The 24434-nt window shown below is 66.5% G+C and carries 25 protein-coding genes; 19 read left to right on the top strand and 6 right to left on the bottom strand.

What is annotated here, in order from left to right:
* Positions 1 to 83: 83 nt before the first annotated feature.
* The 5 genes from KYT87_RS27290 (at position 84) to KYT87_RS27270 (ending at position 5018) form a co-directional block, all read left to right on the top strand.
* Positions 84 to 566 carry a MaoC family dehydratase gene (locus tag KYT87_RS27290; protein WP_219991326.1) on the top strand — a complete coding sequence of 161 codons (483 nt, stop codon included), beginning with the start codon at positions 84 to 86 and terminating at the stop codon, positions 564 to 566.
* A 5-nt stretch (positions 567 to 571) separates the two neighbouring features.
* The gene (locus KYT87_RS27285; RefSeq protein WP_219991325.1) at positions 572 to 1552 is read left to right on the top strand and encodes an SDR family NAD(P)-dependent oxidoreductase; all 981 of its coding nucleotides are present in this window, start codon (positions 572 to 574) and stop codon (positions 1550 to 1552) included.
* 119 nt (positions 1553 to 1671) lie between these two features.
* On the top strand, positions 1672 to 2070 hold the full coding sequence (locus tag KYT87_RS27280) for a thioesterase family protein (protein ID WP_120157657.1): 399 nt from the start codon (positions 1672 to 1674) through the stop codon (positions 2068 to 2070).
* Between the two features lie 51 nt (positions 2071 to 2121).
* The gene (locus KYT87_RS27275; RefSeq protein ID WP_219991324.1) at positions 2122 to 3699 is read left to right on the top strand and encodes an aldehyde dehydrogenase family protein; all 1578 of its coding nucleotides are present in this window, start codon (positions 2122 to 2124) and stop codon (positions 3697 to 3699) included.
* 113 nt (positions 3700 to 3812) lie between these two features.
* Positions 3813 to 5018: an acetyl-CoA C-acyltransferase gene (locus tag KYT87_RS27270; RefSeq protein ID WP_219991323.1), complete on the top strand. Its 1206-nt coding sequence runs from the start codon at positions 3813 to 3815 to the stop codon at positions 5016 to 5018.
* Between the two features lie 14 nt (positions 5019 to 5032).
* On the opposite strand, the gene KYT87_RS27265 is transcribed toward KYT87_RS27270, so the two are convergent.
* The 5 genes from KYT87_RS27265 to KYT87_RS27245 all read right to left on the bottom strand — a co-directional run bounded on the left by KYT87_RS27265 (position 5033) and on the right by KYT87_RS27245 (position 8975).
* Positions 5033 to 5422 carry a hypothetical protein gene (locus KYT87_RS27265; protein WP_046803195.1) on the bottom strand — a complete coding sequence of 130 codons (390 nt, stop codon included), beginning with the start codon at positions 5420 to 5422 and terminating at the stop codon, positions 5033 to 5035.
* 61 nt (positions 5423 to 5483) lie between these two features.
* Positions 5484 to 6962, bottom strand: coding sequence for a caspase family protein (locus KYT87_RS27260; RefSeq protein ID WP_255593623.1), 1479 nt, complete (start codon positions 6960 to 6962; stop codon positions 5484 to 5486).
* 17 nt (positions 6963 to 6979) lie between these two features.
* Positions 6980 to 7606, bottom strand: coding sequence for a hypothetical protein (locus tag KYT87_RS27255; protein ID WP_219991322.1), 627 nt, complete (start codon positions 7604 to 7606; stop codon positions 6980 to 6982).
* A gap of 2 nt (positions 7607 to 7608) precedes the next feature.
* Positions 7609 to 8274, bottom strand: coding sequence for an RNA polymerase sigma factor (locus KYT87_RS27250; protein ID WP_046803197.1), 666 nt, complete (start codon positions 8272 to 8274; stop codon positions 7609 to 7611).
* A 113-nt stretch (positions 8275 to 8387) separates the two neighbouring features.
* On the bottom strand, positions 8388 to 8975 hold the full coding sequence (locus KYT87_RS27245; RefSeq protein WP_046803198.1) for a hypothetical protein: 588 nt from the start codon (positions 8973 to 8975) through the stop codon (positions 8388 to 8390).
* Between the two features lie 212 nt (positions 8976 to 9187).
* On the opposite strand from KYT87_RS27245, the gene KYT87_RS27240 reads away from it, so the two are divergent.
* From KYT87_RS27240 to KYT87_RS27175, 14 genes are all read left to right on the top strand, one after another.
* Entirely contained in the window at positions 9188 to 9649 is a 462-nt protein-coding gene (locus KYT87_RS27240) for a hypothetical protein (RefSeq protein WP_046803199.1), read from the top strand.
* A gap of 105 nt (positions 9650 to 9754) precedes the next feature.
* A complete protein-coding gene (locus KYT87_RS27235) occupies positions 9755 to 10660 on the top strand; it encodes a hypothetical protein (protein WP_219991321.1) in 906 nt (301 codons plus the stop codon).
* 1 nt (position 10661) lies between these two features.
* On the top strand, positions 10662 to 12266 hold the full coding sequence (locus KYT87_RS27230; RefSeq protein WP_046803200.1) for a hypothetical protein: 1605 nt from the start codon (positions 10662 to 10664) through the stop codon (positions 12264 to 12266).
* Positions 12256 to 13152, top strand: coding sequence for a glycerophosphodiester phosphodiesterase (locus KYT87_RS27225; protein ID WP_223264759.1), 897 nt, complete (start codon positions 12256 to 12258; stop codon positions 13150 to 13152). Before KYT87_RS27230 ends, KYT87_RS27225 begins: the two co-directional genes overlap by 11 nt.
* A gap of 65 nt (positions 13153 to 13217) precedes the next feature.
* Positions 13218 to 13670: a hypothetical protein gene (locus KYT87_RS27220; protein ID WP_219991320.1), complete on the top strand. Its 453-nt coding sequence runs from the start codon at positions 13218 to 13220 to the stop codon at positions 13668 to 13670.
* Between the two features lie 123 nt (positions 13671 to 13793).
* Positions 13794 to 14633 (top strand): amidohydrolase, encoded by an 840-nt coding sequence (locus KYT87_RS27215; RefSeq protein ID WP_219992791.1) that lies wholly within the window; start codon positions 13794 to 13796, stop codon positions 14631 to 14633.
* Positions 14634 to 14670: 37 nt separating this feature from the next.
* Positions 14671 to 15900 carry an MFS transporter gene (locus KYT87_RS27210; protein WP_046803203.1) on the top strand — a complete coding sequence of 410 codons (1230 nt, stop codon included), beginning with the start codon at positions 14671 to 14673 and terminating at the stop codon, positions 15898 to 15900.
* Between the two features lie 214 nt (positions 15901 to 16114).
* Complete coding sequence (locus KYT87_RS27205; protein ID WP_219991319.1) at positions 16115 to 16753, top strand: aldolase; 639 nt, start codon at positions 16115 to 16117, stop codon at positions 16751 to 16753.
* 75 nt (positions 16754 to 16828) lie between these two features.
* Positions 16829 to 18166: an MFS transporter gene (locus tag KYT87_RS27200; RefSeq protein ID WP_046803205.1), complete on the top strand. Its 1338-nt coding sequence runs from the start codon at positions 16829 to 16831 to the stop codon at positions 18164 to 18166.
* Between the two features lie 46 nt (positions 18167 to 18212).
* A complete protein-coding gene (gene otnI, locus KYT87_RS27195; RefSeq protein WP_219991318.1) occupies positions 18213 to 18998 on the top strand; it encodes a 2-oxo-tetronate isomerase in 786 nt (261 codons plus the stop codon).
* A gap of 69 nt (positions 18999 to 19067) precedes the next feature.
* Positions 19068 to 20042: a D-erythronate dehydrogenase gene (gene denD / locus KYT87_RS27190; protein ID WP_219991317.1), complete on the top strand. Its 975-nt coding sequence runs from the start codon at positions 19068 to 19070 to the stop codon at positions 20040 to 20042.
* 40 nt (positions 20043 to 20082) lie between these two features.
* Positions 20083 to 20991 (top strand): L-threonate dehydrogenase, encoded by a 909-nt coding sequence (gene ltnD / locus KYT87_RS27185; RefSeq protein ID WP_046803208.1) that lies wholly within the window; start codon positions 20083 to 20085, stop codon positions 20989 to 20991.
* Complete coding sequence (otnK, locus tag KYT87_RS27180) at positions 20988 to 22247, top strand: 3-oxo-tetronate kinase (RefSeq protein WP_219991316.1); 1260 nt, start codon at positions 20988 to 20990, stop codon at positions 22245 to 22247. Before ltnD ends, otnK begins: the two co-directional genes overlap by 4 nt.
* 95 nt (positions 22248 to 22342) lie before the next feature.
* Complete coding sequence (locus tag KYT87_RS27175; protein WP_370638791.1) at positions 22343 to 23692, top strand: amino acid permease; 1350 nt, start codon at positions 22343 to 22345, stop codon at positions 23690 to 23692.
* On the opposite strand, the gene KYT87_RS27170 is transcribed toward KYT87_RS27175, so the two are convergent.
* Positions 23673 to 24380, bottom strand: a complete 708-nt coding sequence (locus KYT87_RS27170; RefSeq protein ID WP_219991314.1) for a FadR/GntR family transcriptional regulator — start codon at positions 24378 to 24380, stop codon at positions 23673 to 23675. The genes KYT87_RS27175 and KYT87_RS27170 overlap by 20 nt on opposite strands.
* Between the last annotated feature and the right edge of the window lie 54 nt (positions 24381 to 24434).

Raw genomic sequence — 24434 nt, 5'->3', positions numbered from 1 at the left:
GGTATGTTTTTGACTCCGGCATGTAAATTCCGCTCGCCCTGTTTGCCCCCGTCATCGTCTTCCCCTTTCAACAACGGCCGTCCATGACCCAAGACCTTGTTCAAGAATCCCTTATCGACCCGCAGGCCCTGGCGGCGCGGGTGTCGCAGGAAATCGGGGTGTCGGACTGGTTGACCGTCACGCAAGAACGGGTCGACCTGTTTGCCGATGCCACCGGCGACCACCAGTTCATCCACGTAGAGCCGGAACGCGCCGCGCGCGAAGGCCCGTTTGGTGGCCCCATCGCGCATGGCTTCCTGTCCTTGTCCATGCTGACCGCATTCAGCTTGCAGGTGCTGCCGGTATTCGAAGGCGCCGTCGGCATCAACTACGGCTTCGACAAAGTCCGCTTCCTGACCCCCGTGCGCGTCGGTGCGCGGATACGCGGCCGCTTCGTACTCAGCGAATTCACGCCGCGTAACGACCGTGAATTCACCACCCGCTATGCCGTCACCGTGGAGATCGAGGGCGCCGCGCGGCCCGCGCTGGTGGCGGACTGGATCACCATGACCGTGCTTGAAGGATGAATGCCATGACCATACGCTTTGATGATCGCGTTGCCATCGTGACGGGCGCCGGCCAGGGGCTGGGCCGCAGCCACGCGCTGCAACTGGCCGCACGCGGCTGCCGAGTAGTGGTGAACGACTATGGTGGCGCGGTGCAGACCGGCGTGGTGCAGACCGGCGTGGTGCAAACCAGCGCGGTGCAAACCAGCGCGGTGCAGACCAGCGCGGTGCAGGCCGGCGCGGCGCCAACCAGCGCCGCGCAAGCCGTTGTCGACGAGATCATCGGCGCCGGCGGCCAGGCGATTGCCGACGGCGGCAACGTGTGCGACAGCGCTGCCGTCGACGCCATGGTGGCGCGCGCGATGCAGGCGTGGGGCCGCGTGGACATCCTGATCAACAACGCCGGCATCTTGCGCGACAAGACCTTCGCCAAGATGAGCGCCGACGATTTCAACGCCGTTATCGACGTGCACTTGCTGGGCTCGGCCAACTGCGCGCGCGCCGTCTGGCCGATCATGCGCGAACAGCGCTATGGCCGCATCCTGATGACGACGTCCACGTCGGGGATGTACGGAAATTTCGGCCAATCGAACTACGGCGCGGCGAAGGCCGGCGTGGTGGGCCTGATGAACGTGCTGCACCTGGAAGGCCAGAAGCACGGCATCCATGTGAATGCGCTGGTGCCCACCGCCGCCACCCGCATGACGGCCGAGATGTTCGATGCCGACACGCTGCGCGCGCTGGACCCCGCGTTCGTCACCCCGGCGGCGCTGTTCCTGGTGGCGCAGGCGGCGCCCAGCCGCACGGCGTTGCTGGCGGGCGCCGGCACCTACGCGCGCCTGGCCATCGTGGAAAGCGCGGGCATGTATTTTCCCGAACACGAACGCACGCCGGAAAGCATCGCCGCGCACTTTGACGAAATCGCCAGCCTGGGCACGCTGATCGAACCGCCCGAAGGCCTGGCGCACGTTGCCCGCATCCTGAAGCGCGCGCAGGAGGCGGCATGAGCGCAGACGCGAACGGCCGCGGTAACGCGACTGCCCCCACCGCCGCCGCGTCCGACGGTGCCTCCGGCCCCGCCCCGCAACGCGCCACGCCCCACGCGCGCGGCGACTACTCGCGCTTGATGCCGATGACTACACGGCTGCGCGACACCGATGTCTACGGCCACATGAATAACGTGGTCTACAACGAATATTTCGACACCGCCGTCAACCAGACGTTGATCGAACTTGGCGTGCTGGACCTGCGCCAAAGCGCGGTGATCGGGTTGGTGGTGCACAGCCAGACGTCCTACTTCCGCCCGGTGTCGTTTCCGGATTCCGTCGTGCTGGGTCTGCGCGTGGGCCGCCTGGGCCGCAGCAGCGTCACCTATGAATTCGCGCTGTTCCGTGGCGACGACGAGACCGCCGCCGCGCAGGGCAGCTACACCCACGCCTATGTGGACCGCGCCACCAGCCAACCGGTTCCGTTGCCATCGGCGTTGCGCCGCGCGCTGGAGCCCTTGCTTCTCAAGTCTGCGTGATGCGCTGCCTTGCGTGGCCACGCTGACCAGAACGCCGCCCCGGGAGCCCCTGTGAACGCCCACACCCTGCCTCGCGTCACGTACTCGAATATCCACGCGGATTTTTCTTCGCTACACGACCTGCTGGACCAGCGCCTTCCCGACTTTGAAACGCGCATGCTGGGCCGCGACCATCGTCACCGTCTGAACGGCGAATTCGTGGCGGGCGAAGCGTTGCAGGAGGCGTATTCGCCGATCGATCATTGGTTAATGGTCGGCCGCTTTCCGTGCGCCGATGCCGACACGGTTGACCGCGCCATCGCGTGCGCCAAGCGCGCGCAGCTAGCCTGGGATGCGCAAGGTTGGACCGCCCGCATCGCGGTGTTGCGGCGGCTGGCAATGGTGCTGTCCGAACGCAAGCTCGACTTCGCCATGGCCACGATGATTGAAATCGGCAAGTCGCGCCTGGAAGCGTTGGGCGAAGCCGAGGAAGCGGTGGACCTGATCCGCTACTACTGCGATCAGGCTGAACGCAGCGACGGTTACCGGCAACCCCTGGCGCGCGCGTTCGACAACGAAAGCACGCAGGACGTGTTGCGCCCGTATGGCGTGTTCGCGGTCATCGCGCCGTTCAATTTTCCGCTGGCCCTGTCGGTCAACATGGTGTGCGCCGCGCTGCTGGCCGGCAACGCCGTGGTCTACAAGCCGTCGCCACGCGCGGCGCTGACCGGGGCTTTGCTGCTGGGCGCCTGCGATGCCGCGGGCCTGCCGCCCGGCTGCGTCAACGGCGTGCATGGCGGCGCGAAGACGGGCGCGCTGCTGGCGCAGCACACTGCCATCGATGGCTACGCATTCACCGGCAGCCTTGATGTCGGCATGGACCTGCTGCAAACCGTGGCCGCCGGGGCCTACGCGCGGCCCGTCATTGCCGAGATGGGCGGCAAGAATCCCACCTACGTTACCGCCAGCGCCGATATCGACGTGGCGGTGCAAGGCGTGCTGCGATCCGCGTTCGGCCTGCAAGGGCAGAAGTGTTCGGCCGGGTCCAAGGTCTACGCGCATTCGGCCGTGTACGACCGATTCCTGGAACGCCTGTGCGCGGCGGCCGACGACATCGTGGTGGGCGACCCGCGCGACCGCGCCGTCTTCATGGGGCCGCTGATCGACGAAGCTGCGTGGCGGCGCTACCGCACCGCGTGCGAAGACGCCGACGCCTGCGGTCGAGTCCTGGCCGGCGGCCGCCGCTTGAATGCAGGCGAATTGGCGTACGGGCACTATGTGCGGCCTACCGTCGTCGCCGGCTTGCCGGCCGATCACCGCTTGAACCGCCAGGAATTATTCCTGCCCTTGGTGTCGGTATTGCCGTTCGACGATTTGCACGCCGCCATCGACGATGGCAACGCGGTGGACTACGGGCTGGCCGCCGGCTGCTATGCACGCGAGCAAGCCGAGATCGACACGTTCCTGAACCGCGCCCAGGCCGGCGCGCTGTACGTCAACCGCGCCAGCGGCGCGACAACGGGCGCGTGGCCGGGCATCCAGACGTTTTGCGGCTGGAAGGGCTCGGGCATGACGGGCAAGGGCGGGCTGGGTCCGTACTACGTTGCCCAATTCGCACGAGAACAAAGCCACACCGTCTGGGGCGCCTGATCCCGCAGTAGCCACAGTCCGCAGCGCCTACAGTCCGCAACACTCCCTGCCCACAGCACCCCCGGTCCGCAACACCGCGCCGTCACCCGCCTACGCCATATCAGGAACCCATCATGAGAGAAGCCGTCATCGTCTCCACCGCCCGCACGCCCATCGGACGGGCGTATCGCGGGGCATTCAACGACACCACCGCCCCGACCCTGGGCGGCCATGCGATATCGCACGCCGTGGCGCGCGCGGGCGTGGCGCCTGGCGAGGTCGAAGACGTGATCCTGGGCGCGGCGTTGCAGCAGGGCACCACGCACATGAACGTGGCGCGGCAGGCGGCATTGCGCGCCGGGTTGCCGGTACATGTAGCCGCGATGACGCTGGACCGCCAGTGCGCGTCCGGGCTGATGGCCATTGCGACGGCCGCGCGACAGGTCACGCAGGAAGGCATGGACATCGTGGTGGCGGGCGGACTGGAGTCGATCTCGTTGGTGCAGAACGCCAGCATGAATCGCAACCGCTGGCTGGACGACGCGCTGATGCGCGAGCAGCCGGAAATATTCATGAGCATGCTGGAAACCGCCGAGATCCTGGCCAGCCGCTACGGCATCCCCCGCGCCGCGCAGGACGCGTACGCGTTGCGTTCGCAACAGCGCACCGCCGCCGCGCAGGCGGCCGGGCGCTTCGATGACGAGATCGTGCCGCTTTCCGCCGTCATGCAGGTCACCGACCGGGCCACGGGCCAGACCACCGCGCAGCCGGTCACGCTTGCGCGCGACGAGGGCAACCGGCCCGACAGCACGCTGGCAAGCCTTGCGGCCTTGCAGCCGGTGTTCAAAAACGGTCAGCGGCTGGATACGGGCCTGCACATCACCGCGGGCAATTCATCGCAATTGTCGGACGGCGCCTCGGCCTGCGTGGTGATGGAAGCGGGCGTGGCGCAACGGCGCGGCCTGACGCCGCTGGGCATTTATCGCGGCATGGCGGTGGCCGGTTGTGGCCCCGAGGAAATGGGCGTCGGGCCGGTGCATGCCGTGCCCCGCCTGCTGGCGCGGCATGGGCTGACCGTTGATGACATCGGTTTGTGGGAGCTGAACGAAGCGTTCGCGTGTCAGGTGCTGTACTGCCGCGACCAGCTGGGCATCCCCGATGACCGCCTGAACGTCAACGGCGGCGCCATCGCCATCGGGCATCCCTATGGCATGTCGGGGGCGCGCATGGCCGGGCACGCGTTGATTGAAGGCCGGCGGCGCGGGGTGCGTTATGCCGTCGTCACCATGTGCGTGGGCGGCGGCATGGGCGCGGCCGGCCTGTTTGAAATCGCGGGATGAGCGCGCGTCGGCGGCTACTTGGCGACGTTCTCGTCGTCCACCGACAAGCCGCCGTCTTTCATGATGCCCTGCGCGATGTCCTCGGCCGACTTGCCGCCAAAGCCATGTTCGCCCGCGGTGATGCGAAAGCTGTCGCCTTCCAGCGGGCTCATCAGCGTGGCCGACGACAGCAGGATGCCGTTTGACCGGATCTGGATGCGCTTGCCGACGCGGTCACGGGTGAAGTCGGCCAGGGCCTTGCGGCTGTCGGGTTTGAGTTCAATATCCACCACGCGTGCGCCGGTGTGCGGGTCGGATGACGCGGTGGCGCGCTGGGCTTGCAAGGTGACGCTCTCGGCGTGCGCGGCCAGCGGCATCGCCACGGCGGCGGCCACCGCCAGGACCAGGTGTCTCATTAGGGGCATCGCGGACTCCTTCTGTTGGACAACGCCAATATCCTAGCCGAAGTCGCGCGCCCCGTTAACGTCAGGGCTGGCCGGCCGGGCGCACGCCCAGCGCGCGCATCCAGGGCGTGTCCGGCAGCCCCTGGATGGGCGGCATGCCGGGCAACGCCATCCCCATGGGATTGCGCGTCACGTCTTGCAGCACGGCGGCCCACTCGCGCGGGTCCAGCGGTTCGCCCATGCGTACGCGCAGGTCCAGCAGATCCAGCGCGGCGCGGCGATGGCCGGCTTCGGCGGCGTCGCGAAACAGCCGTTCGGCCACGTTGTAGTTCTTGGGTACGCCGCGCCCCATCCCGGCCAGTTCGCCCAGATAGGTTTGCGCGGGCGCAAAGCCCTGGTCGGCGGCGCGCTGATACCAGCGGGCGGCAGCCTTGTAGTCTTGCTGCACGTGTTCGCCGTTCTCCAGGATCAGGCCCAAGGTCGTCATGGCCACCACGTCGCCCGCTTGCGCCCGCGCTTGCAGCGAGGCCAGGCGGGGTTCGTCCAGGTATTGCGCGCCACGTTCGACTTCGTATTCCCACGCGCTGATGCGCGCCTTGATCAAATCGCGGCCCAGCGTGGGCGACGGGCCGCGCCCCGCCTGGCCGGGCTGGCCGGCTTGGGTCGGGGGCGTGGCGGGCGTCTGGCCGTCGGCCAGACTGGTGAAGGTCACCGTGCCGACCAGGCTGCTGGCGTAGTGCGGAACCTGGCGGTAAGCGGTGGCCACCTGCACATCGCCCGTCAATTGCTTGAAGAAGGTTTCCACCGGCGCGGACGCGGGCAGCTCGGCCAACCCTTGCGCGAAATAAAACGCATAGGGGCTGTGGCGCGGGCCGTCATTGCCAAAGCCGTCTTCCGCCGTGGCGCCGGGCTGCGTCGAAAACGCGATCAGCTCGCCGCCCGCCGGCACAGCGCGAACCAGCCCAACCGACGGTGCGCCACGCGTCAGGTTGGTACGGCAGGCGTCCAGCACCAGCAGACGCGCACGCACCTGCGCGCGGCGCAGCGCCTGCGACACGCGCTTCAGGCTTAACGAGCCCTGCTGCGCCGTGCGGATGCGCACGTCGGCCAAGGCCACGGGCAGCTCTACGCCGAACAGGTAGTTCACGTCATCCACCGCCACCGCGTGGCCGGCGAAGTACACCAGCGCCAGGTCGGCGCCGTTTGCTCGCGTGGCGAATTCGTCGACGGCCGCTTCCATCTGCGCGGTGGTCAGGTCGGTCAGCAAGGTGACGTCGACGTTGCGGCGGCGCAGCGTGTCGGCAACCAGACGCGCGTCATTGACCGGGTTCGCCAGTGCATTGGTGGGCACGGCGTAGCGGGCGTTGCCGATGACCAGCGCATAGCGGCGGGTGGCCAAAACGGGAGTGGGCGTGGGCGCGGCGGTGGCGGCGCCCGGCGCGGACAGGCTTGGCGGGGCGGCGCCTAGCAGGCCGGCGCCTAGCAGGGCGGTGACCAGGCGGCGGCGGGTCCGGCTAAGGCTGGGGGCGGACGTGATGGGCATGGCGGACATGGCGGACATGGCGGATCGGCATGACTTCATGGCGTGGGGCAGGCTCCAGGCAGTGCCGCCGCAACGCCTGCCGCGCCCAGCGCCGTGGCGGCATCGTGCAGCGAGGATTCGCGCGCGGCGCTCAACACAAAGCGGCCGTCTTCGTCGGGTCCGGCCACGATGGATACCGCGTACTGCGCCAGGGTGTTGCGCAATTGCTTGGCGCTGACGGCGTCGGGCAGGTCCACCACCAAGCGCGGGCAAGCGCCGCCGCCGCGCGTCAGTGTGCCGTCCTGCACCGGCGCGCCGTCGGACTGGAAACCCTCGCGCGGGGCTTGCAGCAGCACGACCACCGACAAGGCGATGGCCAACGCCCAGCCCAGCGGCATCAACGGGCTGGCGGGCGTGGGCCACAGCCATTGCCACAGGCGCGAGCGTGGCGAAAGCGGTGCGGGCGCGGGGCGAACGTGTTCGGCCAGCGCGTGCAGAAATTGCGTGTCGCGCTCGGCCTGGCCGATGTCGTTATGCGCCATCTGGCGTGCTTGCGCCAGCAGGCGCCATTCGTCTACCTCGGCCTGCAATTCGGGGTTGCGCGCCAGCTCGGCTTCAAACGCGCGGCGCTCGTCGGCGTCCAGTTCCCCGGACAGGTAGGACAGTACACGGTCTTCAGACATGATCAGTCCATTCCTTTGCGCGTGCAGTCGGTCACCAGCTTGCGCGCGGCATGCAGCCGGCTCTTGACGGTGGGCACGTGCAGGTCTTGCTGCTTGGCGATCTGTTCCATCGGCACTTCGTCCAGATACAGGAACATCGTGGCGCGCAAGGTGTCGCTCAGTTGGTTCAGGCAGTCGCGCATGCGCTGCACGACGGACAGGTGCTCGTACGCTTTGGCGGGGTCCGAGAAGGGCGATGGGTCGCCCACGTCTTCGGCGTCGTCAAACACGTTGTCCTCGTGCTGGGCGTCGGCGTCCGGCCCGGTCCATGGCACTTCATGTCGCGTGCGCCGATGCATCTGGATCAGCTCGTGCAAGGACCCCCGGTACAGGTAGCCGCCCAGCTTGCTGACGGCCAGCTCGTGCGCCGCCCAGCCGCCGGCCGGCTGGCCATGCAGAAAGCCTTCATCCTTGAACGTGCGCGTTTGCAGGAATTTCATCAGCGCGTTGTTGAAGGCGTCGACCACGCCCTCCGGCGACGCGTTGAAGAATTTCTTGCGCAGCTTCAGCGTGATGTGCTGCTCGGCCTTGTTGCGGAAATCCAGCGCGTAGCGCGGGTCGGCATGCATGATGCGCAGCAGCGCGTCGACGTTGTTGATGACGTAGCGCTTGGGGTCGAGCGTGTTCATGGTTCAGTTTCTTGTTGTCGAACTGGACGCAGTAAACGTCAGCCCATCGGCAGGGAACGCCGCCGCCCTGCAAGCCGAGGGCAGCGGCACCTTAGCCGTGCAAGGGCGGAAAATCAAGCGCGGCGGCGCAGGATGGCAACGCCACGGAGGGTGAAGCCGATCACGATGGCCAGCGACAGGTAGAAGCCAAATCCAAAGCTCATGTTGTTCCACAGGCCGGACGCCATATCGCCCGCCATGCCACGGCTGGCGCGCGAGCCGCCCATGAAACCGGCGAACTGGCGCGTGGCCGCCATCAATTCACGCACCTGCGACACCACGCCCATCAGCGCGATCAGCCACAGCGCCAGCGGCATGAAATACCCCAGGCGCGCCGCGCGTTGCGGCATCAGCGACGGCAGCAGGGGGCCCACCACGGCCAACAGCCACAACAGCGCATAGATGCCCGCGCCGGGTGCCTGGCCGCCCATCGACCCTTGCATGCCGCCGCCATTCTGCAAGCGCAGCAGGTCATAGAAGCTGAGGCTGGCGTTCGATCCCATCATGCGCACGGTCAGCACCGAGAACACGGTGGTGGCCAACAGGAACAGCAGCGCGCCCACGGCATCGCCACGGTTGACTCGGGCGGCGGCGGTGGCGGCCCAGCGCCCGCCGTGGGTCTTGGCCTGGGTCAATACGTCGCGCAGCTCTTTACCTTGCATGGTCATTCCTTTTCGGTTGCGGCAAATGGATGCCTGTACCAATGGCTATGCGCGGGGGGCAAAAAGGTTCGATTTATTTTTGATGGAATTTTGTTTCGATCTTTCTTCGATCTTTTTTCGATCTTTTTTCGAACCTTTTTCGATGCCGTGCGTAGCAAGAGGCAAGGGCACGGATTTTCCCGCTGCCAACCTTCCACACGGAGAACCCCATCATGTCCAACCCCACCGCCCTGGCCACCCTGTATCAAACCGTGGTCCAAGATGAACTGGGCCTGGTCGCCCGCATCGATGAAGACGGCGACGTGATGTTCCGCTATCCCGACCTGGGCACGATGTTCTTCAGCGTGAGCGACGCCGATCCGGAATTCCTGCGCCTGGTGTATCCCAGCTTTGTCGACGCCAATGAACTGGGCCTGACCCGCGAGCAACTGCTGGAAGTCATGAACGCGGTCACGCATCGCTGCAAGGCGGTCAAGCTCAGCCTGGGGCAGGACCGCGCCGACAAGGCCGGGCGCATCTCTGCCTCGGTGGAAGGCTTTGTGGCGGGGCCGGACTCGCTGCCGGCCGAAGCGCTGCTGCGCGGCATCGTGGCGCGCTGCGTCAGTGTCATCCGTCATGCGGCGGGTGAACTGGTCAAGGACGCGCTGGAACAGAAGCAAAGCGCCGCCAGCTAAGCCGCGCCGAGCCTGACTACGCGCCGGAATTGAAACAAGCCTGGCCCTGCCTTGTAACTTTGAGATACATTGCGGGGCCGGTTTCCCGACACCTTGATGATTTCGATGCACCCGTTCTTATTCCGTTCGTTGCCCCTGCGCCTGATAACCATGCTGTTGTTGCTGGGAGGGTTGAGCGCGTGCGCGGTCCAGACCAACTCGCGCGGCAAGCTGGTCTACGGTGTGGACACGGCGGCGTTGTTCGGCACCGAGATCGGCCAGTTCCCATTGCAGGACGGCGGCGAGGGCACGCTGCGGCGCGAAGGCAAGAACTTCTCGGTCAAGCTGTCCGGCAACCAGCGCGTGGTGCCCCTGAAAAACGTGGACTCGGCTCGCATCGCGCGCACCGAGAACGTCGGCCCGCGCACCGTCGTGGTCATCGAGACCCAACGGCGCAACTGCGACTATCGCTATACCGTGCTGGCCATCCAGGGATCGGACGTGCTGTCCTGGGACCTGGGCAACTGCCGCGACCGGCCCGCCGTGCTGGTGCAAGACGACCGCGCCGCCCTGACGCTGGACTTCCCGAAGGGGTCCGGCATCGAACGCTTCGTTTATACGCAGGACGGCCGCATGCGCCGTGGCGACGTGAAGTCTGTTGCCGGCATGAACCCGCGCGCCAAACCCTTTGCCGACGAATCGCTGTACCCGGCGGGCTACCAGGAATCGCTGCGCCAGTACGGCGTCTATCCGCCGCCCGCCGCGCCCGCCAAGCCCAAGCCTGGCAGGGTACCCAAGGCGCCCAGGCCGGGCAAGTCCGCGCCAGCCGCCCCGCCGGATTCGGCCCCGACCACGGCGGTTGCCGCGCCCGGCAACGGCCGCATGGTGCCGCCGCCCGTGCAGCGCATGCCCGGCAGCGACACGCCCGCCGACGCCAGCGCACCACCGCGTGGCGGGGCGTCGCGCGTGCCCGCCAAGCTGGACCTGCCCGACGAGGAAATCACCTCGACCCGAATCGACCTGAGAGATTGACGTGCGGCAAGCCCAGATTCGCCAAATCCTTATCCTGATCGCCCTGACCGTTGTCTACCTGAGCTTTGAACTGGGTTTCAACGCCCGCCTGCTGGACGTGGTAGGCAGCCGCGCCACGCCGCATGACATCGAAGAGCTGGAGTTCTTCGGCCGCACGCTGTCGGGCATCGCCGCCGCGCTGGTGGTGCTGCAACTGCTGTGGACGCGCCGCCTGCGAACGGGTGGCCAGCCGTCGTTCCTGAAGATCGTCGTGGCCTGCGCGGTGACCGCGCTGGTGGTGTTCGGCGCCATCAAGATGCTGGTGAACGTGCTGGTGGACACGCGCGATGCCGACTTTCGCCGCGTCGCCACCAACGCCGGTCTGCTCCAGCGGTCGTTGGTGCAGGGCGACCTGCATCTGGATGGCCTGGTGGACGATGGCGTCTATGCGCGGCCCGAGGGCAAGGCGTTCCTGGCCGTGTTCCAGGTGCTGCTGTCCAACATCGACAACCTGGACGAAAAGGTCGAGCCCAAGAAACGCCAGGTCATCCGCAGCGACCTGCAACGCCAGATGAAGACGTTTTCGTTCGACGGCCGCGACGTGCGCATGACGGCGCCGGGCATCCGCGGCTATCACCAGGTCTACACCAGCGTGATGCAGTCGGTGGCGGACCGCTGGAAGAAATATGCCGGCGTGCCGGTTGCGTCCGACATCGGGCTGGCGCGCGAGCAGGACCGCGCGTGGTCCGATTACCGCAATAGCCTGTCGCGGCGCGGCTGGACGCCGGAACGCGTGCCCGCCCGCTACCAGGGCCGCGTCACGCAAGATGTGCGCAAGCGCATCCCGGTGCCTGCCGATTGGCAGCCGCACGACCGCGCCACGTTCAACGAGGCGGTCGCCCAGCAGTATTGGAAGACCATGCGCAGCCGCACCGTGCATGTGGAAGGCGACGCCATTCCGCCCGGCCTGTCCTACGAGGATTTCGTGGCGCGACCCGGCGTGCAAAAGCTGCTGCGCCAAACGCTGATGGTGCCGGCCAGCATGAACGTGGCCGCCAACTACACCGATCCCGCCAGCTTCAAACGCTTGTACGACGGCATGCTGGACCGCGCCGTCGACGAGGCGATGCCACGCTTTTCCGCCAGCGCGTCTGACTTCCAGCGCGGCGGCCAGCATCAAAAGCTGGGCGAGGACGCCGCGCGCGCGGCGATCGTGCCGCCGGTCGCGTTGCTGTGTTCGCTGCTGGGCGCGGTGGGCCACTTTGCCAAGCTGCTTTATCTGATCGCCAAGCTGCTTGTGTGGCTGCGCACACCCGCCGGCCAGCAGCCCGGGCGCACGGCGACGCGCGCCGCCGGCCTGGCCCTGGTGCTGACGCTGGTGTGTGTATGGACGGCGTTTTCGTTCATGCAGAACAGCGTAACCCAAAGCGAACTGTTCCAGCAGATGTCGCGCGCCGAGGTCGGCCGCGATGATGAATCGCTGGGGCAGGCGCTGCGCCGCCGCGTGCTGGCCAACGTGGCGCACGTGGTGGTGGTGGGCCAGGCGTACACCTATCCCTTCAACGAAGCGGTGCGCACCGGCTTGCTGGGCGGCATCAAGTATGGATATCACGGCGATGCAGGCTAAACGTTGGATGGCGGCGCTGCTTGCCGCCGCCATGCCCTGGTCGGGCGCCAGCGCCGCGTGCCTGGGCATGCAGGTGCACGCGCATCGCGGCGCGCCGACGTTGCCGGAGAATTCGCTGGCGTCCATCCGCGCGGCGTATGCGGGCCAGTGGGACGGCGTTGAAATCGACATGCAGCGCCTGAAGGATGGCCGCTGGGTGTTGCACCACGATGTGCTGACCGGCAGGTCGGTCACCGGCGTCGGGCGCCGCGCCGTGCTGCAACTGAGCAGCGCGGATTGGCGCGGCGCCAAGCTGGCCGGGCAGGGCGGCGGACAGCCGCCGCCGTTCCTGGACGATGCGCTGCAAGTGGCGGCCACGCAGCCGGCCAAGACCTTCAACGCCGAACTCAAGGTCGTCTACCGCGATTGCGCGCCGGTGGGCAAGCTGGTCGCCGGCATGAAGACCGCGCTGCCGCACGGCAACTGGATGATCACGTCGGCGTTTCCCGAGGCACTGCGCTGCGTGCGCGGCACGGACCCCGATGGCTATCTGGGCCTGATCGTGTTCGACCCGCGCCACGCGGACGCCGTCAGCGCGAACCCGCTGGGCAAGTACGTATCGCAACGCGCCACCGCGCCCTCGCTTAACCGCCAGTGGCTGGCCAATCTTGCCAAAACGGTGGGCGCGCCTGTCGGTGTGCATGTGGACGCGATGACGCTGGCCGCCAACCCGCAATTGCTGCGTGACGCGGCGGCGCAATCGGTGCGCGTCTTTGTCTACGCGGTGGGCGGCGATGCGGCCTTGGCGCAGCAACTGCGCGCGACGCGGCAGCGCGAAGGCTACCTGCCGTCGGGCGTGATCATCGACGGCGACGCGCAGGCGTTCTGCCGCGCCGTCGGGGGTTGAAACGCGGGGGATTGGGCATACACTGAACGGCAAATTTTTCCGTTCACCGTCCGCAAGGAAGCCCCATGCACGCCCGCGCGATTTCGTTCTTCTCCTGCCTGCTGCTGGCCGGCGCCGCCCACGCCGGCTCGGCGCCGGCCGAACTGTCTTGCGTATCCGATAGCGGCAAGGTCGCGGTAAAGGGCACGATTCCGTCGCCGTCCTCCGAAGACCTGGACATCACGCTGAGCTACTTCGACGCCACCCTCGCCCTTAACGACACGACGACCCAGGGCAGCTATGTGGTGTCGGACTTTCCGCAGTCCGTGTTCCTGTTGCTGGTGCCTTCGCCAGGCACGGCGCTGACGCTTTACGCGCTGCCGTCCACCATGGCGGTGGAAAAGACCAGCGACAGCGGTGACATGGCGGGCAAGTTCCAGGCCAAGTTGAAGGCGCCCCGGCCGCGCTCGGCCACGGGGGCGCAGACCCCGGCGGCGCTGACGGCGACGCTGAACTGCGAATATCGGTATTCGCTGTAAGGCCACCGGATGGACCTTCCGATGGTCCGTTCAATAGGCCACAGGCCATTTGAGGAGACAACTTTGAACACCACCCCGATCGCGGCGGGCGAACCGCCGTTGTGCCTGGCCCCGCTGCCCGACATGGACGCCGCCACCTTCGACATCCCGCCCGGCGCCTGCGACACGCACGCGCACGTCGTCGCCCCGGACACCGCGGCCTACCCCTTGGTGCCCGAGCGCACCTACACGCCGCCGCCCGCGCCGGAATCGGCCTACCTGGCCATGCTGCAAAAAACCGGCATGTCGCGCGGCGTGCTGGTGCAGATCAGCGTCTACGGCACCGACAACCGCTACATGCTTGAGGTGCTGTCCCGCCACCCCGACACGTTGCGCGGCATTGGCGTCGTGTCGCCCGATGTCACCGACCACGAACTGGAAGCCATGCACGCGGCCGGCGTGCGCGGCCTGCGCATCAATGTGCTGTTTGGCGGCGGCATCGGCTTTGACGCCATGGAAACACTGGCGCATCGCATTGCCGATCTGGGCTGGCACATGCAGTTCCTGATGGACGCGCGCCAATTGCCCGAGCTGCTGCCGCGCATGCGCAAGCTGCCGGTGCCCGGCGTGGTGGACCACATGGGGCACATGCCGGTGGCCGATGGCCTGGGCAGCCCCGGCTTCCAGGCGCTGGATCACCTGGTGCGCGACCACGGCTGGTGGGTGAAGCTGTCGGGTGCGTATCGCATCAGCGAACGCTTTGACGATTTCAGCGACGTGACGCCGTGGGCGCAGGCGCTGATCCAGGCCGCGCCCGACCGCATGCTGTGGGGCAGCGACTGGCCGCACGTGCACCAGACCCGCATGGTCAATACGGGACGCCTGCGCAACCAGCTGGCGCTGTGGGCGCCGGACGCCGACGTGCGCCATCGCATCCTGGTCAGCAACCCCGAACGCCTGTACGGGTTCGCCCCGACGCGATAGCCGCGCATCGCCAGAACAACAACACGAGAGACAAGCCATGCAATGGTATAGAGAGCTGAACAAGACCGAACGCCGCACCTTCATCGCCGCATTCGGCGGGTGGGCCATCGACGCGCTGGACTTCATGGTGTTCACGTTTGTGATCGCCACCTTGATGACCTTGTGGGGCATCGACAAGGGCCAGGCGGGCATGTTGGGCACCGTGACGCTGCTGTTCTCCGCCATCGGCGGCTGGCTGGCCGGCATCCTGGCCGACCGCTACGGCCGCGTGCGCGTGCTGCAATACACGATCCTGTGGTTTTCGGCCTGCACGGTGGCCATCGGCTTCGCGCAGAACTTCGAGCAGTTGTTCGTGCTGCGCGCGTTGCAGGGCCTGGGCTTTGGCGGTGAATGGGCCGTGGGCTCGGTGCTGATGGGCGAAATCGTGCGCGCCGAACATCGCGGCAAGGCCGTGGGCACGGTGCAAAGCGGCTGGGCGGTGGGCTGGGGTGCGGCAGCAATCCTGTACACGGTCGCGTTCTCGGTGCTGCCCTCGGAATGGGCGTGGCGCAGCCTGTTCTGGATCGGCGTCCTGCCTGCGCTGCTGGTGCTGTACATCCGCAAGAACGTGCCCGAACCCGAGGTGTTCCAGCGCGCGCAGGCCAAGGTGCAAGCCGGCCAGGAGCGCGCCTCGTTCTGGACGATCTTTTCGCCGGCGCTGATCAAGACCACCGTCATCACCGCCATCCTGTGCACGGGCGTGCAGGGCGGCTATTACGCCATTACGACGTGGTTGCCCACCTACCTGAAAGTCGAGCGGCAATTGTCGGTGCTGAACACGGGCGGCTACCTCATGGTCATCATCCTGGGGTCGTTCTGCGGCTACATCGCCGGCGCCTATCTGGCCGACCGGCTGGGCCGACGCGCCAATCTGCTGATCTTCTCGGTGCTGTCCACCATCAGCGTCTACGCCTACACGCAGTTGCCGTTGACCGATCACCAGATGCTGTTCCTGGGCTTTCCGCTGGGCTTTGCCGCATCGGGCATTTTCAGCGGTATCGGCGCCTACCTGACCGAACTGTTCCCGTCCGGCGTGCGCGCATCGGGACAGGGGTTTGCGTACAACTTCGGGCGCGGCATCGGCGCCTTGTTTCCCAGCCTGGTTGGTTTTCTCAGCCAGACGCACGGGCTGGGTTGGGCCATTGGCGCCTTCGCCACCGGCGCTTATGCGGTGGTGATCGTGACGGCGCTGCTGCTGCCGGAAACCAAGGGGCGCGTGCTGGAATAAGCGCTACCCGGCAACACTCAAAACGCCGACAAGGCCCGGGCATCGTCCGGGCCTTTTTTCTTTCGCCTAGGGTTTACCCGGTAGGGTTTGCGATCCTAAATTTGTATGATGACCCGATAACTTATATTCATGAGACAAGTCATCATGCCGTCCTGGCCATCACCTTCCCATTGCGTTCCAGCGCCTGTTCGCCCCTGCTTTCCAGGGGTTTTTCATGACTGACGAAGCCCGCATCCGCGAAGAAATCTGCGTCGTCGGGGCCAGCCTTTACCAGCGCGGCTACACGGTCGGCGCCGCCGGCAACATCAGCGCGCGGCTGGACGACGGCTGGCTGATCACGCCCACCGACGCCTGCCTGGGCCGGTTGGACCCCGCCGAACTGGCCAAGGTCGACCTGGACGGCAACTGGGTGTCGGGCGCCAAGCCGTCCAAGACGCTGGTGCTGCACCAGGGCATCTATCGCGCCAGCCCCGAATCGCGCGGCATCATCCACACGCATTCCACGCATCTGGTCGCGCTGACGCTGGCCGGGGTTTGGAAAACCGACGAAGTGCTGCCGCCTATCACGCCCTACCAAGTGATGAAGGTGGGCCGCATTCCGCTGATCGCGTATCGCCGCCCCGGCGACCCGCAAGCCGCGGCCGAGGTCGAAGCCGTGGCCGGCCAGGTGCGCGGCGCGCTGTTCGAACGGCTGGGGCCGGTGGTGTGGGAACGCTCGGTGGCGCATGCCTCGTATGCGCTGGAAGAGCTGGAAGAAACCGCGCGCCTGTGGCTGATGAGCCAGCCGCGTCCCACGCCCTTGTCTGCCGACGCCATCGAAGAATTGCGCACAGCGTTCGGCGCGCGCATCTAAGCCCATCAACCGCAAATAAAGTCGCCTGGCCGCCTTGGCGCGGACCGGTGCGGCGCATTCTCCTGGAGACTTTTCATGCCCCCGATGGAACTGGCGTCCGGCGCCAACCCCGCTGCCGCTTCGGCATCCCAACCTGAATCCCGCGAAACCGCGCGCGCCTACGCCAAGGTGTTCTGGCGGCTCGTGCCGTTTCTGATGCTGTGCTATGTCATTGCCTACCTGGACCGCGTCAACGTCGGCTTTGCAAAGTTGCAGATGTCGCAAGACCTGGGCTTTAGCGAAACCGTGTTCGGGCTGGGCGCGGGCGTGTTCTTCATTGGCTACTTCCTGTTTGAAGTGCCCAGCAACCTGCTGATGCATCGCCTGGGCGCGCGCATCTGGATCGCGCGCATCATGATCACGTGGGGCATCCTGTCCGGCATGTTCATGTTTGTGGAAACGCCCACGGGCTTCTACATCCTGCGCTTCCTGCTGGGCCTGGCCGAAGCGGGCTTCTATCCCGGCGTGATCCTGTACCTGACCTACTGGTACCCGGCGCATCGCCGCGCCAAGATCATCGCGCTGTTCATGTCCGCCATCCCCGTGGCCGGCATCTTCGGCAACCCGCTGTCGGGCTGGATCATGGAAGCCTTTCACGGCACGCACGGCTTGCAGGGCTGGCAGTGGATGTTCCTGATTGAAGCCATTCCCGCGCTGCTGATCGGCGTGGTCACCATCATGTACCTGGACAACGGCATCGCCAGCGCCAAGTGGCTGACGCCAGACGAAAAGCAGCTGCTGACGCGCGAGATCGAACAGGATCAGAAGCAGACCGGCACGCAAAAGCACTCGTTGCGCGCGGTGTTCGGCGACAAGCGCGTGTGGTGGATGTGCCTGATCTATTTCGCCTTCGTCGCGGGGCAATACGGCCTGACGTTCTGGATGCCCACGCTGATCAAGTCCACCGGCGTCACCGGGGCACTGAACATCGGCCTGCTGTCGGCCATTCCGTTTATCTGCGCCATCATCGTGATGAACCTGCTGGGCCATTCGGCGGACAAGCGTCGCGAACGCCGCTGGCACTTGATCGTGCCGGCGCTGGCGGGCGCCATCGGCTTTACCGCCGCCGCATCCTTTGCCGACAACACCGTGGTGTCGCTGATCTGCCTGTCGCTGGCCGCCGCGGGCGTGCTGACCTGCGCGCCGTTGTTCTGGTCGTTGCCCACTGCCTTCCTGTCGGGCACCGCGGCGGCGGCGGGCATTGCCATCGTCAACTCCGTGGGCAACCTGGCCGGGTTCGCCAGCCCCTACATGATCGGCTACCTGAAAGACCTGACGAACTCCACGGCGTCCGGCATGTACGTGCTGGCTGCCGTGCTGGTCATCGGCGCCATCGCGGTGTGGTTCACGCCCGCCAAGCTGGTCAACCGCTAACGCGTTATTGCCGCGTAGATAAACGTTATTGAACAAAGGACTCGCCATGCCGCGCCTGGCCGCCAACCTGACCATGATGTACACCGAGCATCCGTTCCTGGATCGCTTTGCGGCCGCCGCAAGCGATGGTTTTCAAGGGGTGGAGTTTCTGTTTCCCTACGACTGCGCCGCCGCCGATATCCAGGCGCGGTTGCGCGATTACGGCTTGACGCAGGCCTTGTTCAACGCGCCGCCGGGCGACTGGGCTGCGGGCGAGCGCGGCATTGCATCCTTGCCGGGGCGCGAAGATGAATTCCTGCGCGGTCTGGACCAGGCGCTGGAATATGCGGCGCAACTGGGCAACCGCAGCCTGCACGTCATGGCCGGGCTGATTCGACCGGAGCAGGACCGCGCGGCGCATCGCGAGGTGTACGTGAAGAACCTGGCCCACGCCGCGCGCATTGCGGCAACGGCCGGCATCACGGTGGTGATCGAACCCATCAACACGCGCGACATCCCTGGCTTCTTCCTGAACCGGCAAGACGACGCCCAAGCCATCTGCAAGGAAGTCGGCGCCGACAACTTGAAAGTGCAATTCGATTGCTATCACTGCCAGATCGTCGAAGGCGACATCGCCAAGAAGCTGGAGCGCGACATGGCCGGCATCGGCCACATCCAGATTGCCGGCGTGCCTGACCGCCACGAGCCCGACGTGGGCGAACTGAACTATCCCTACCTGTTCGATCGCATCGACGCGCTGGGCTATACGGGCTGGATCGGCTGCGAATACCGGCCCAAAGCGGGCACGCGCGCGGGCCTGGGCTGGGCGCAACCCTATCTTGCCCGGCGCTGAGTCGTACAAGGCTGCGTTGATCAACATCACGTTGCTTACCACCGAATTGCACATCACCGAGATCGCATCATGAAAATCCTGATCACCGGCGGCGCCGGATTCCTGGGCCAGCGGCTGGCTCGCAAACTGCTGGAGCAGGGCACGCTGACGCTGGACGCCAACGGCCCGCAAGCCATCACCCGCATCGACCTGCTGGACGTCGTCAAGACCGATGCGTTCACTGACCCGCGCGTGCACTCGCAAGTCGGCGACATTGCCGACCCGGCCGTGCTGCGCCAGGCCATCGACACCGACACGCGCGCCGTCTTCCATCTGGCGGCCATCGTCAGCGGGCAGGCCGAGGCCGATTTCGACTTGGGAATGCGCATCAACCTGGACGCCTCGCGCGCCTTGCTGGAAGTGTGCCGCGCGCTGGGTCACCAGCCGCGCGTCATCTTCACCAGTTCGGTAGCCGTGTACGGCGGCGACTTGCCCGACACCGTGCGCGACGACACCGCGTTGAACCCGCAGTCGTCCTACGGCACGCAAAAGGCCATTGCCGAACTGCTGCTGGCCGACTACACGCGGCGTGGTTTTGTTGACGGGCGCGTGCTGCGTCTGCCCACCATCAGCGTGCGCCCGGGCCGCCCCAACGCCGCGGCATCGTCCTTTGCCAGCGGCATCATCCGCGAGCCACTTAACGGCGAAACCGCCGTCTGCCCCGTGGGCGCCGACACACGTCTGTGGCTGTTGTCGCCGCGTGCCGCCATCCAGGCCTTGATCGCCGGATGCGAGCTTTCGGCTGACGCCGTGGCCGACCGCGCGCCCATCAACCTGCCGGGCGTGTCCGTCACGGTGGCCGACATGGAACAAGCGCTGCGCGAGGTCGCGGGCGATGACGTCGCCGACCGCATCACGTGGCGCCCGGAAGAACGCGTTGAACGCATCGTGGGCAGCTGGCCCGGCCGCTGGGACACCACGCGCGCCAGCCGCCTGGGCTTGAAGGGCGACAACAGCTTTGCCGACATCGTCCGCGCCTACGTGGCCGACGACTTGCCGCGTTGATACGCGGCGCCATTCTTACGACATTCCGGACGAACCTGCCATGAGCCTTCCGCAATCCACTCCCCGCCGCGTCGGCGTCATCGGCCTGGGCGCCATGGGCGCGGGCATCGCCCAAAGCCTGCGCCGCGCCGGCCACGATGTGCACGTGTACGACATCCGTTCCGAAGCGGCCGCAGCCTTTGCCGCTGATGGCGGCGTGGCCTGCGCCACGTTGGCCGACATGGCAGCCGCCTGCGACATCATCATCAGCGTGGTGGTCAACGCCGCGCAAACCGAATCGGTGCTGTATGGCGACGGTGGCATCGCCACCGCCTTGCGGCCCGGCGCCGTCTTCGTGATGTGTTCCACCGTGGACCCCAACTGGTCCATCGCGCTGGAAGCACGCCTGGCCGAGCAGGGCGTCCTGTACCTGGACGCGCCGATTTCCGGTGGCGCCGCCAAGGCCGCCGCCGGCCAGATGACGATGATGACGGCAGGCGCCAACGCCGCCTACGACGCCTGCGGCGCGGTGCTGGAATCCATGGCCGGCAAAGTCTATCGGCTGGGCGACCGCGCGGGCGCGGGCAGCAAGGTCAAGATCATCAACCAGTTGCTGGCCGGCGTGCACATCGCGGCGGCGGCCGAAGCGATGGCGCTGGGTCTGCGCGAAGGCGTGGACGCCGATGCGCTGTACGAGGTCATCACGCATAGCGCGGGCAACAGCTGGATGTTCGAGAACCGCATGCCGCATGTACTGGCCGGCGACTACACGCCTTTGTCGGCCGTGGACATCTTCGTGAAGGACCTGGGCCTGGTGCTGGACACCGCGCGGCACAGCAAGTTTCCGCTGCCGCTGGCTTCCACCGCGCATCAGATGTTCATGCAGGCGTCCACCGCCGGGCATGGCCGCGAGGACGACAGCGCCGTCATCAAAATTTTTCCGGGCATCACCTTGCCGGAGGCAACATGAGTATCAAGATCAAGCTTGGCTGCATCGCCGACGACTTCACGGGCGCCACCGACCTGGCCAACAACCTGGTGCGCGCCGGCATGCGCACCGTGCAGACCATCGGCGTGCCGGGTGAGCCTTTACGCGCCGATGCGGACGCCGTGGTCGTGGCGTTGAAAACCCGCACGCTGCCGGCCGATGAGGCCGTGGCGCAATCGCTGGCCGCGCTGCACTGGTTGCAGCAGCAGGGCGCCCAGCAGATCTATTTCAAGTACTGCTCTACGTTCGACAGCACGCCGCAGGGCAACATCGGCCCGGTCACGGACGCGCTGATGACGCAGCTGGGCACGCCGTTCACCATCGCCACGCCCGCGTTTCCCGACAACAAGCGCACCGTCTTCAAGGGCTATCTGTTCGCGGGCGACGTGCTGCTGAACGAATCGGGCATGCAGCATCATCCGCTGACGCCGATGACCGACCCCAACCTCGCGCGCGTGTTGCAGGCGCAAACCTCGCGCAAGGTCGGGCTGATCGATTACAGCGTGGTGGCGGCGGGCGCGGATGCCATCCGCGCGCGCATCCAGGCCTTGCAGCAAGAGGGCGTTGAGATCGCCATCGTGGATGCCGTGTCCAACGACGACCTGCTGACCCTGGGGCCCGCGCTGCGCGACATGCCGCTGGTGACGGCAGGCTCTGGCGTGGCCATCGGCCTGCCCGGCAACTGGGGCCTGGCGCCCAGTACCGTGGCCGTGGACGTGCGCGCGCCCGGCTTGCAAGCCGTGGTGGCGGGCAGCTGCTCTACCGCCACCAATGCGCAGGTAGCCGCGTTCATTGAAAGCGGGCGGCCCGCGATGGCGTTGGACCCAATGAAGCTGGCATCGGGCGAAGACGTGGTGGAGCAGGTGCTGGCATGGGCCGCCCCGCGCATGCAGGACGGCCCGGTGCTGGTGTATTCCACCGCGCAACCGGATGCGGTGAAAGCCGCGCAAGGCGCGCTGGGCGTGGCGCGCGCGGGCGAGATGATCGAGGCGGCCATTGCGCGCATCGCGGTTGGCCTGGTGGAGCGCGGCGTGCGCCAACTGATCGTCGCGGGCGGTGAAACCTCGGGCGCCGTGGTCCAGGCGCTGGAGCTTGCGCAGATCACCATCGGCACGCAGATCGACCCGGGCGTGCCGTGGTGCGCCGGTCATTCGCCCGTGGCGAATGAAGACGTCAGCATCGCGCTGAAGTCAGGCAACTTTGGATCGCGCGACTTCTTCATCAAGGCGTTTCGCTGACGCCGATTCAGCCATACACACAAGCAGGAGGGCAGGCAGTGGCCAGCAAACAGAACAACGCGCTGAAAGGCGGCTTGAAATCACGGCACCTGACGATGATGTCCATCGCCGGGGTCATCGGGGCGGCGCTGTTCGTCGGTTCGGGCAAGCAGATCGCGCTGGCCGGCCCCGCCGTCATCCTGGCGTACCTGGGCGGCGGCATCCTGGTCATCCTGGCGATGCGCATGCTGGGGGAAATGGCCGTGGCGCAGCCGGACACGGGTTCGTTTTCCACCTACGCCGACCGCGCCATCGGGCGCTGGGCAGGCTTCACCATCGGCTGGTTGTATTGGTATTTCTGGGCGTTCCTGATGGGCTGGGAAGCTTACGTCGCCGGGCAGATCCTGCATGGCTGGTTTCCGCAGGTGCCGGATTGGGGCTACGCGCTTTTCATCACGGTGTCGCTCATCATCGTGAACTTCATGAACGTGCGGAACTACGGTGAATTCGAGTTCTGGTTCGCGCTGATCAAGGTGATTGCCATCGTGGCGTTCCTGGTGATCGGCAGCCTGGCGGTGGTGCACCTGTGGCCCTGGGGCGAGGCGCGCGGCGTGTCGCAACTGACGGCGCAAGGTTTCATGCCCAATGGCATCAAGTCGGTGGTGGTGGCCATGCTGGGTGTGATGTTCGCGTTCATCGGCGCGGAAATCGTGACGGTGGCCGCCGCCGAATCCGCCGACCCCGCGCGCGAGATCATCAAGACCACGCGCTCGGTGGTGTGGCGGATCTGCCTGTTCTATGTCGGCTCCATCTTCATCATCGTGTGCCTGGTGCCGTACAACGACCCGCTGCTGTCGCAGCCCACGCACGGCAGCTACAACGTGGCGCTGAGCCGGCTGGGCGTGCCGCATGCGCAGGCCATCGTCAACTTCATCGTGTTGACCTCGGTGTGCAGCTGCTTCAATTCGGCCTTGTATACCGCGTCGCGCATGCTGTATTCGCTGTCGCGTCGCGGTGATGCGCACCGCATCATGCAGGTGACTGGCCGGCGCACCGGCACGCCTTATGTCGGCGTACTGGTGTCCAGCGTGTTCGCCTTCGTGGCGATCTGGATGATGGCGACGTCCAAGATGGATCTGTACGACGTGCTGATGCAGGCCACCGGCACCATCGCGCTGTTCGTGTACCTGGCGATTGCGCTGTCGCAGCTGCGCATGCGCTATCGCTTGCAGGCGCAAGGCGTGGAACTGACGTTCAAGATGTGGTTGTTTCCGTGGCTGACCTATGCCGTCATCGTGTGCATCATCGCCGCGTTGATCACCATGGTGGTCGAAGGCACATACCGCAACGAAGTGGCCTATACGTCGTTGCTGGCGGGCGCGATTGTTGCGATGGGGCTGGTGGCGCAGCGCTTTGGCATCGGCACCGGCGGGCGCCGCTTGCAGGTCAGCGGTGCGCCCGGCTAAGTCGCTTGGCCGCGTTGACCATGTGGATGCGCGCGGCTTCGCGCGCGCCTTCCACGTCTTGCCGGCGGATGGCCTCGACGATGGCGACGTGCTCTTGCAGCACGTCTCGCATCAGGTCGGCGTGGCGCGCTTCGTTGCCGCGCGTGACGCGCGTGGCGGCTTCCAGAAACTGGCTGACAAAGGCCAGCGTGGTCAGAAAATACGGGTTGCCCGTGGCGCGCGCGATGCTGCGATGAAAGGCCACGTCTTGCTTGACGCCGTCGCCGCCGTCCGCCACCGCCTGCGAAATGGCGGCCAGCGCGTTGTCGATATCCGCCATGTCGCGCTTCTTGCGCATGGCGGCGGCCTGCGCCGCGATTTCGGTTTCCAGCGCGCGCCGCAGGTCCACGATGTGCAGCACCGCGTCCAGTGAGGTGAGTTCCGTCGCATCGATCCGCAGCGCCCGGTTACCCGTCAGGCCGGTAACGAAGACGCCGCTGCCTTGCCGCGCTTCAACAATACCGTCCTGCCGCAGGCGCGACACCGCTTCGCGGATGACGGTGCGGCTGACGCCGAACTGCTCGGCCAGCGCCGCTTCGGTAGGCAGTTTTTCGCCCGGCGGCACGCGGCCTTCGTCGATTTCGGCGAGCAGGCGCTTGGTGACCGTGTCGGTCAGCGTGGGCTGGGAAGGAAGGCGGGGGAACACCATGGGTATCAAGGGCAGGAGTAAGGCGGGTGCGGGGCAACGACGCCGGTCGCGGAT

Origin of the sequence: Achromobacter sp. ES-001 (assembly GCF_019448355.1) — a bacterium.
Classification (GTDB): domain Bacteria; phylum Pseudomonadota; class Gammaproteobacteria; order Burkholderiales; family Burkholderiaceae_B; genus Achromobacter; species Achromobacter spanius_B.
Note: the sequence above shows the minus strand (reverse complement) of the source record. Positions and strands in the feature narration are given on the sequence as shown.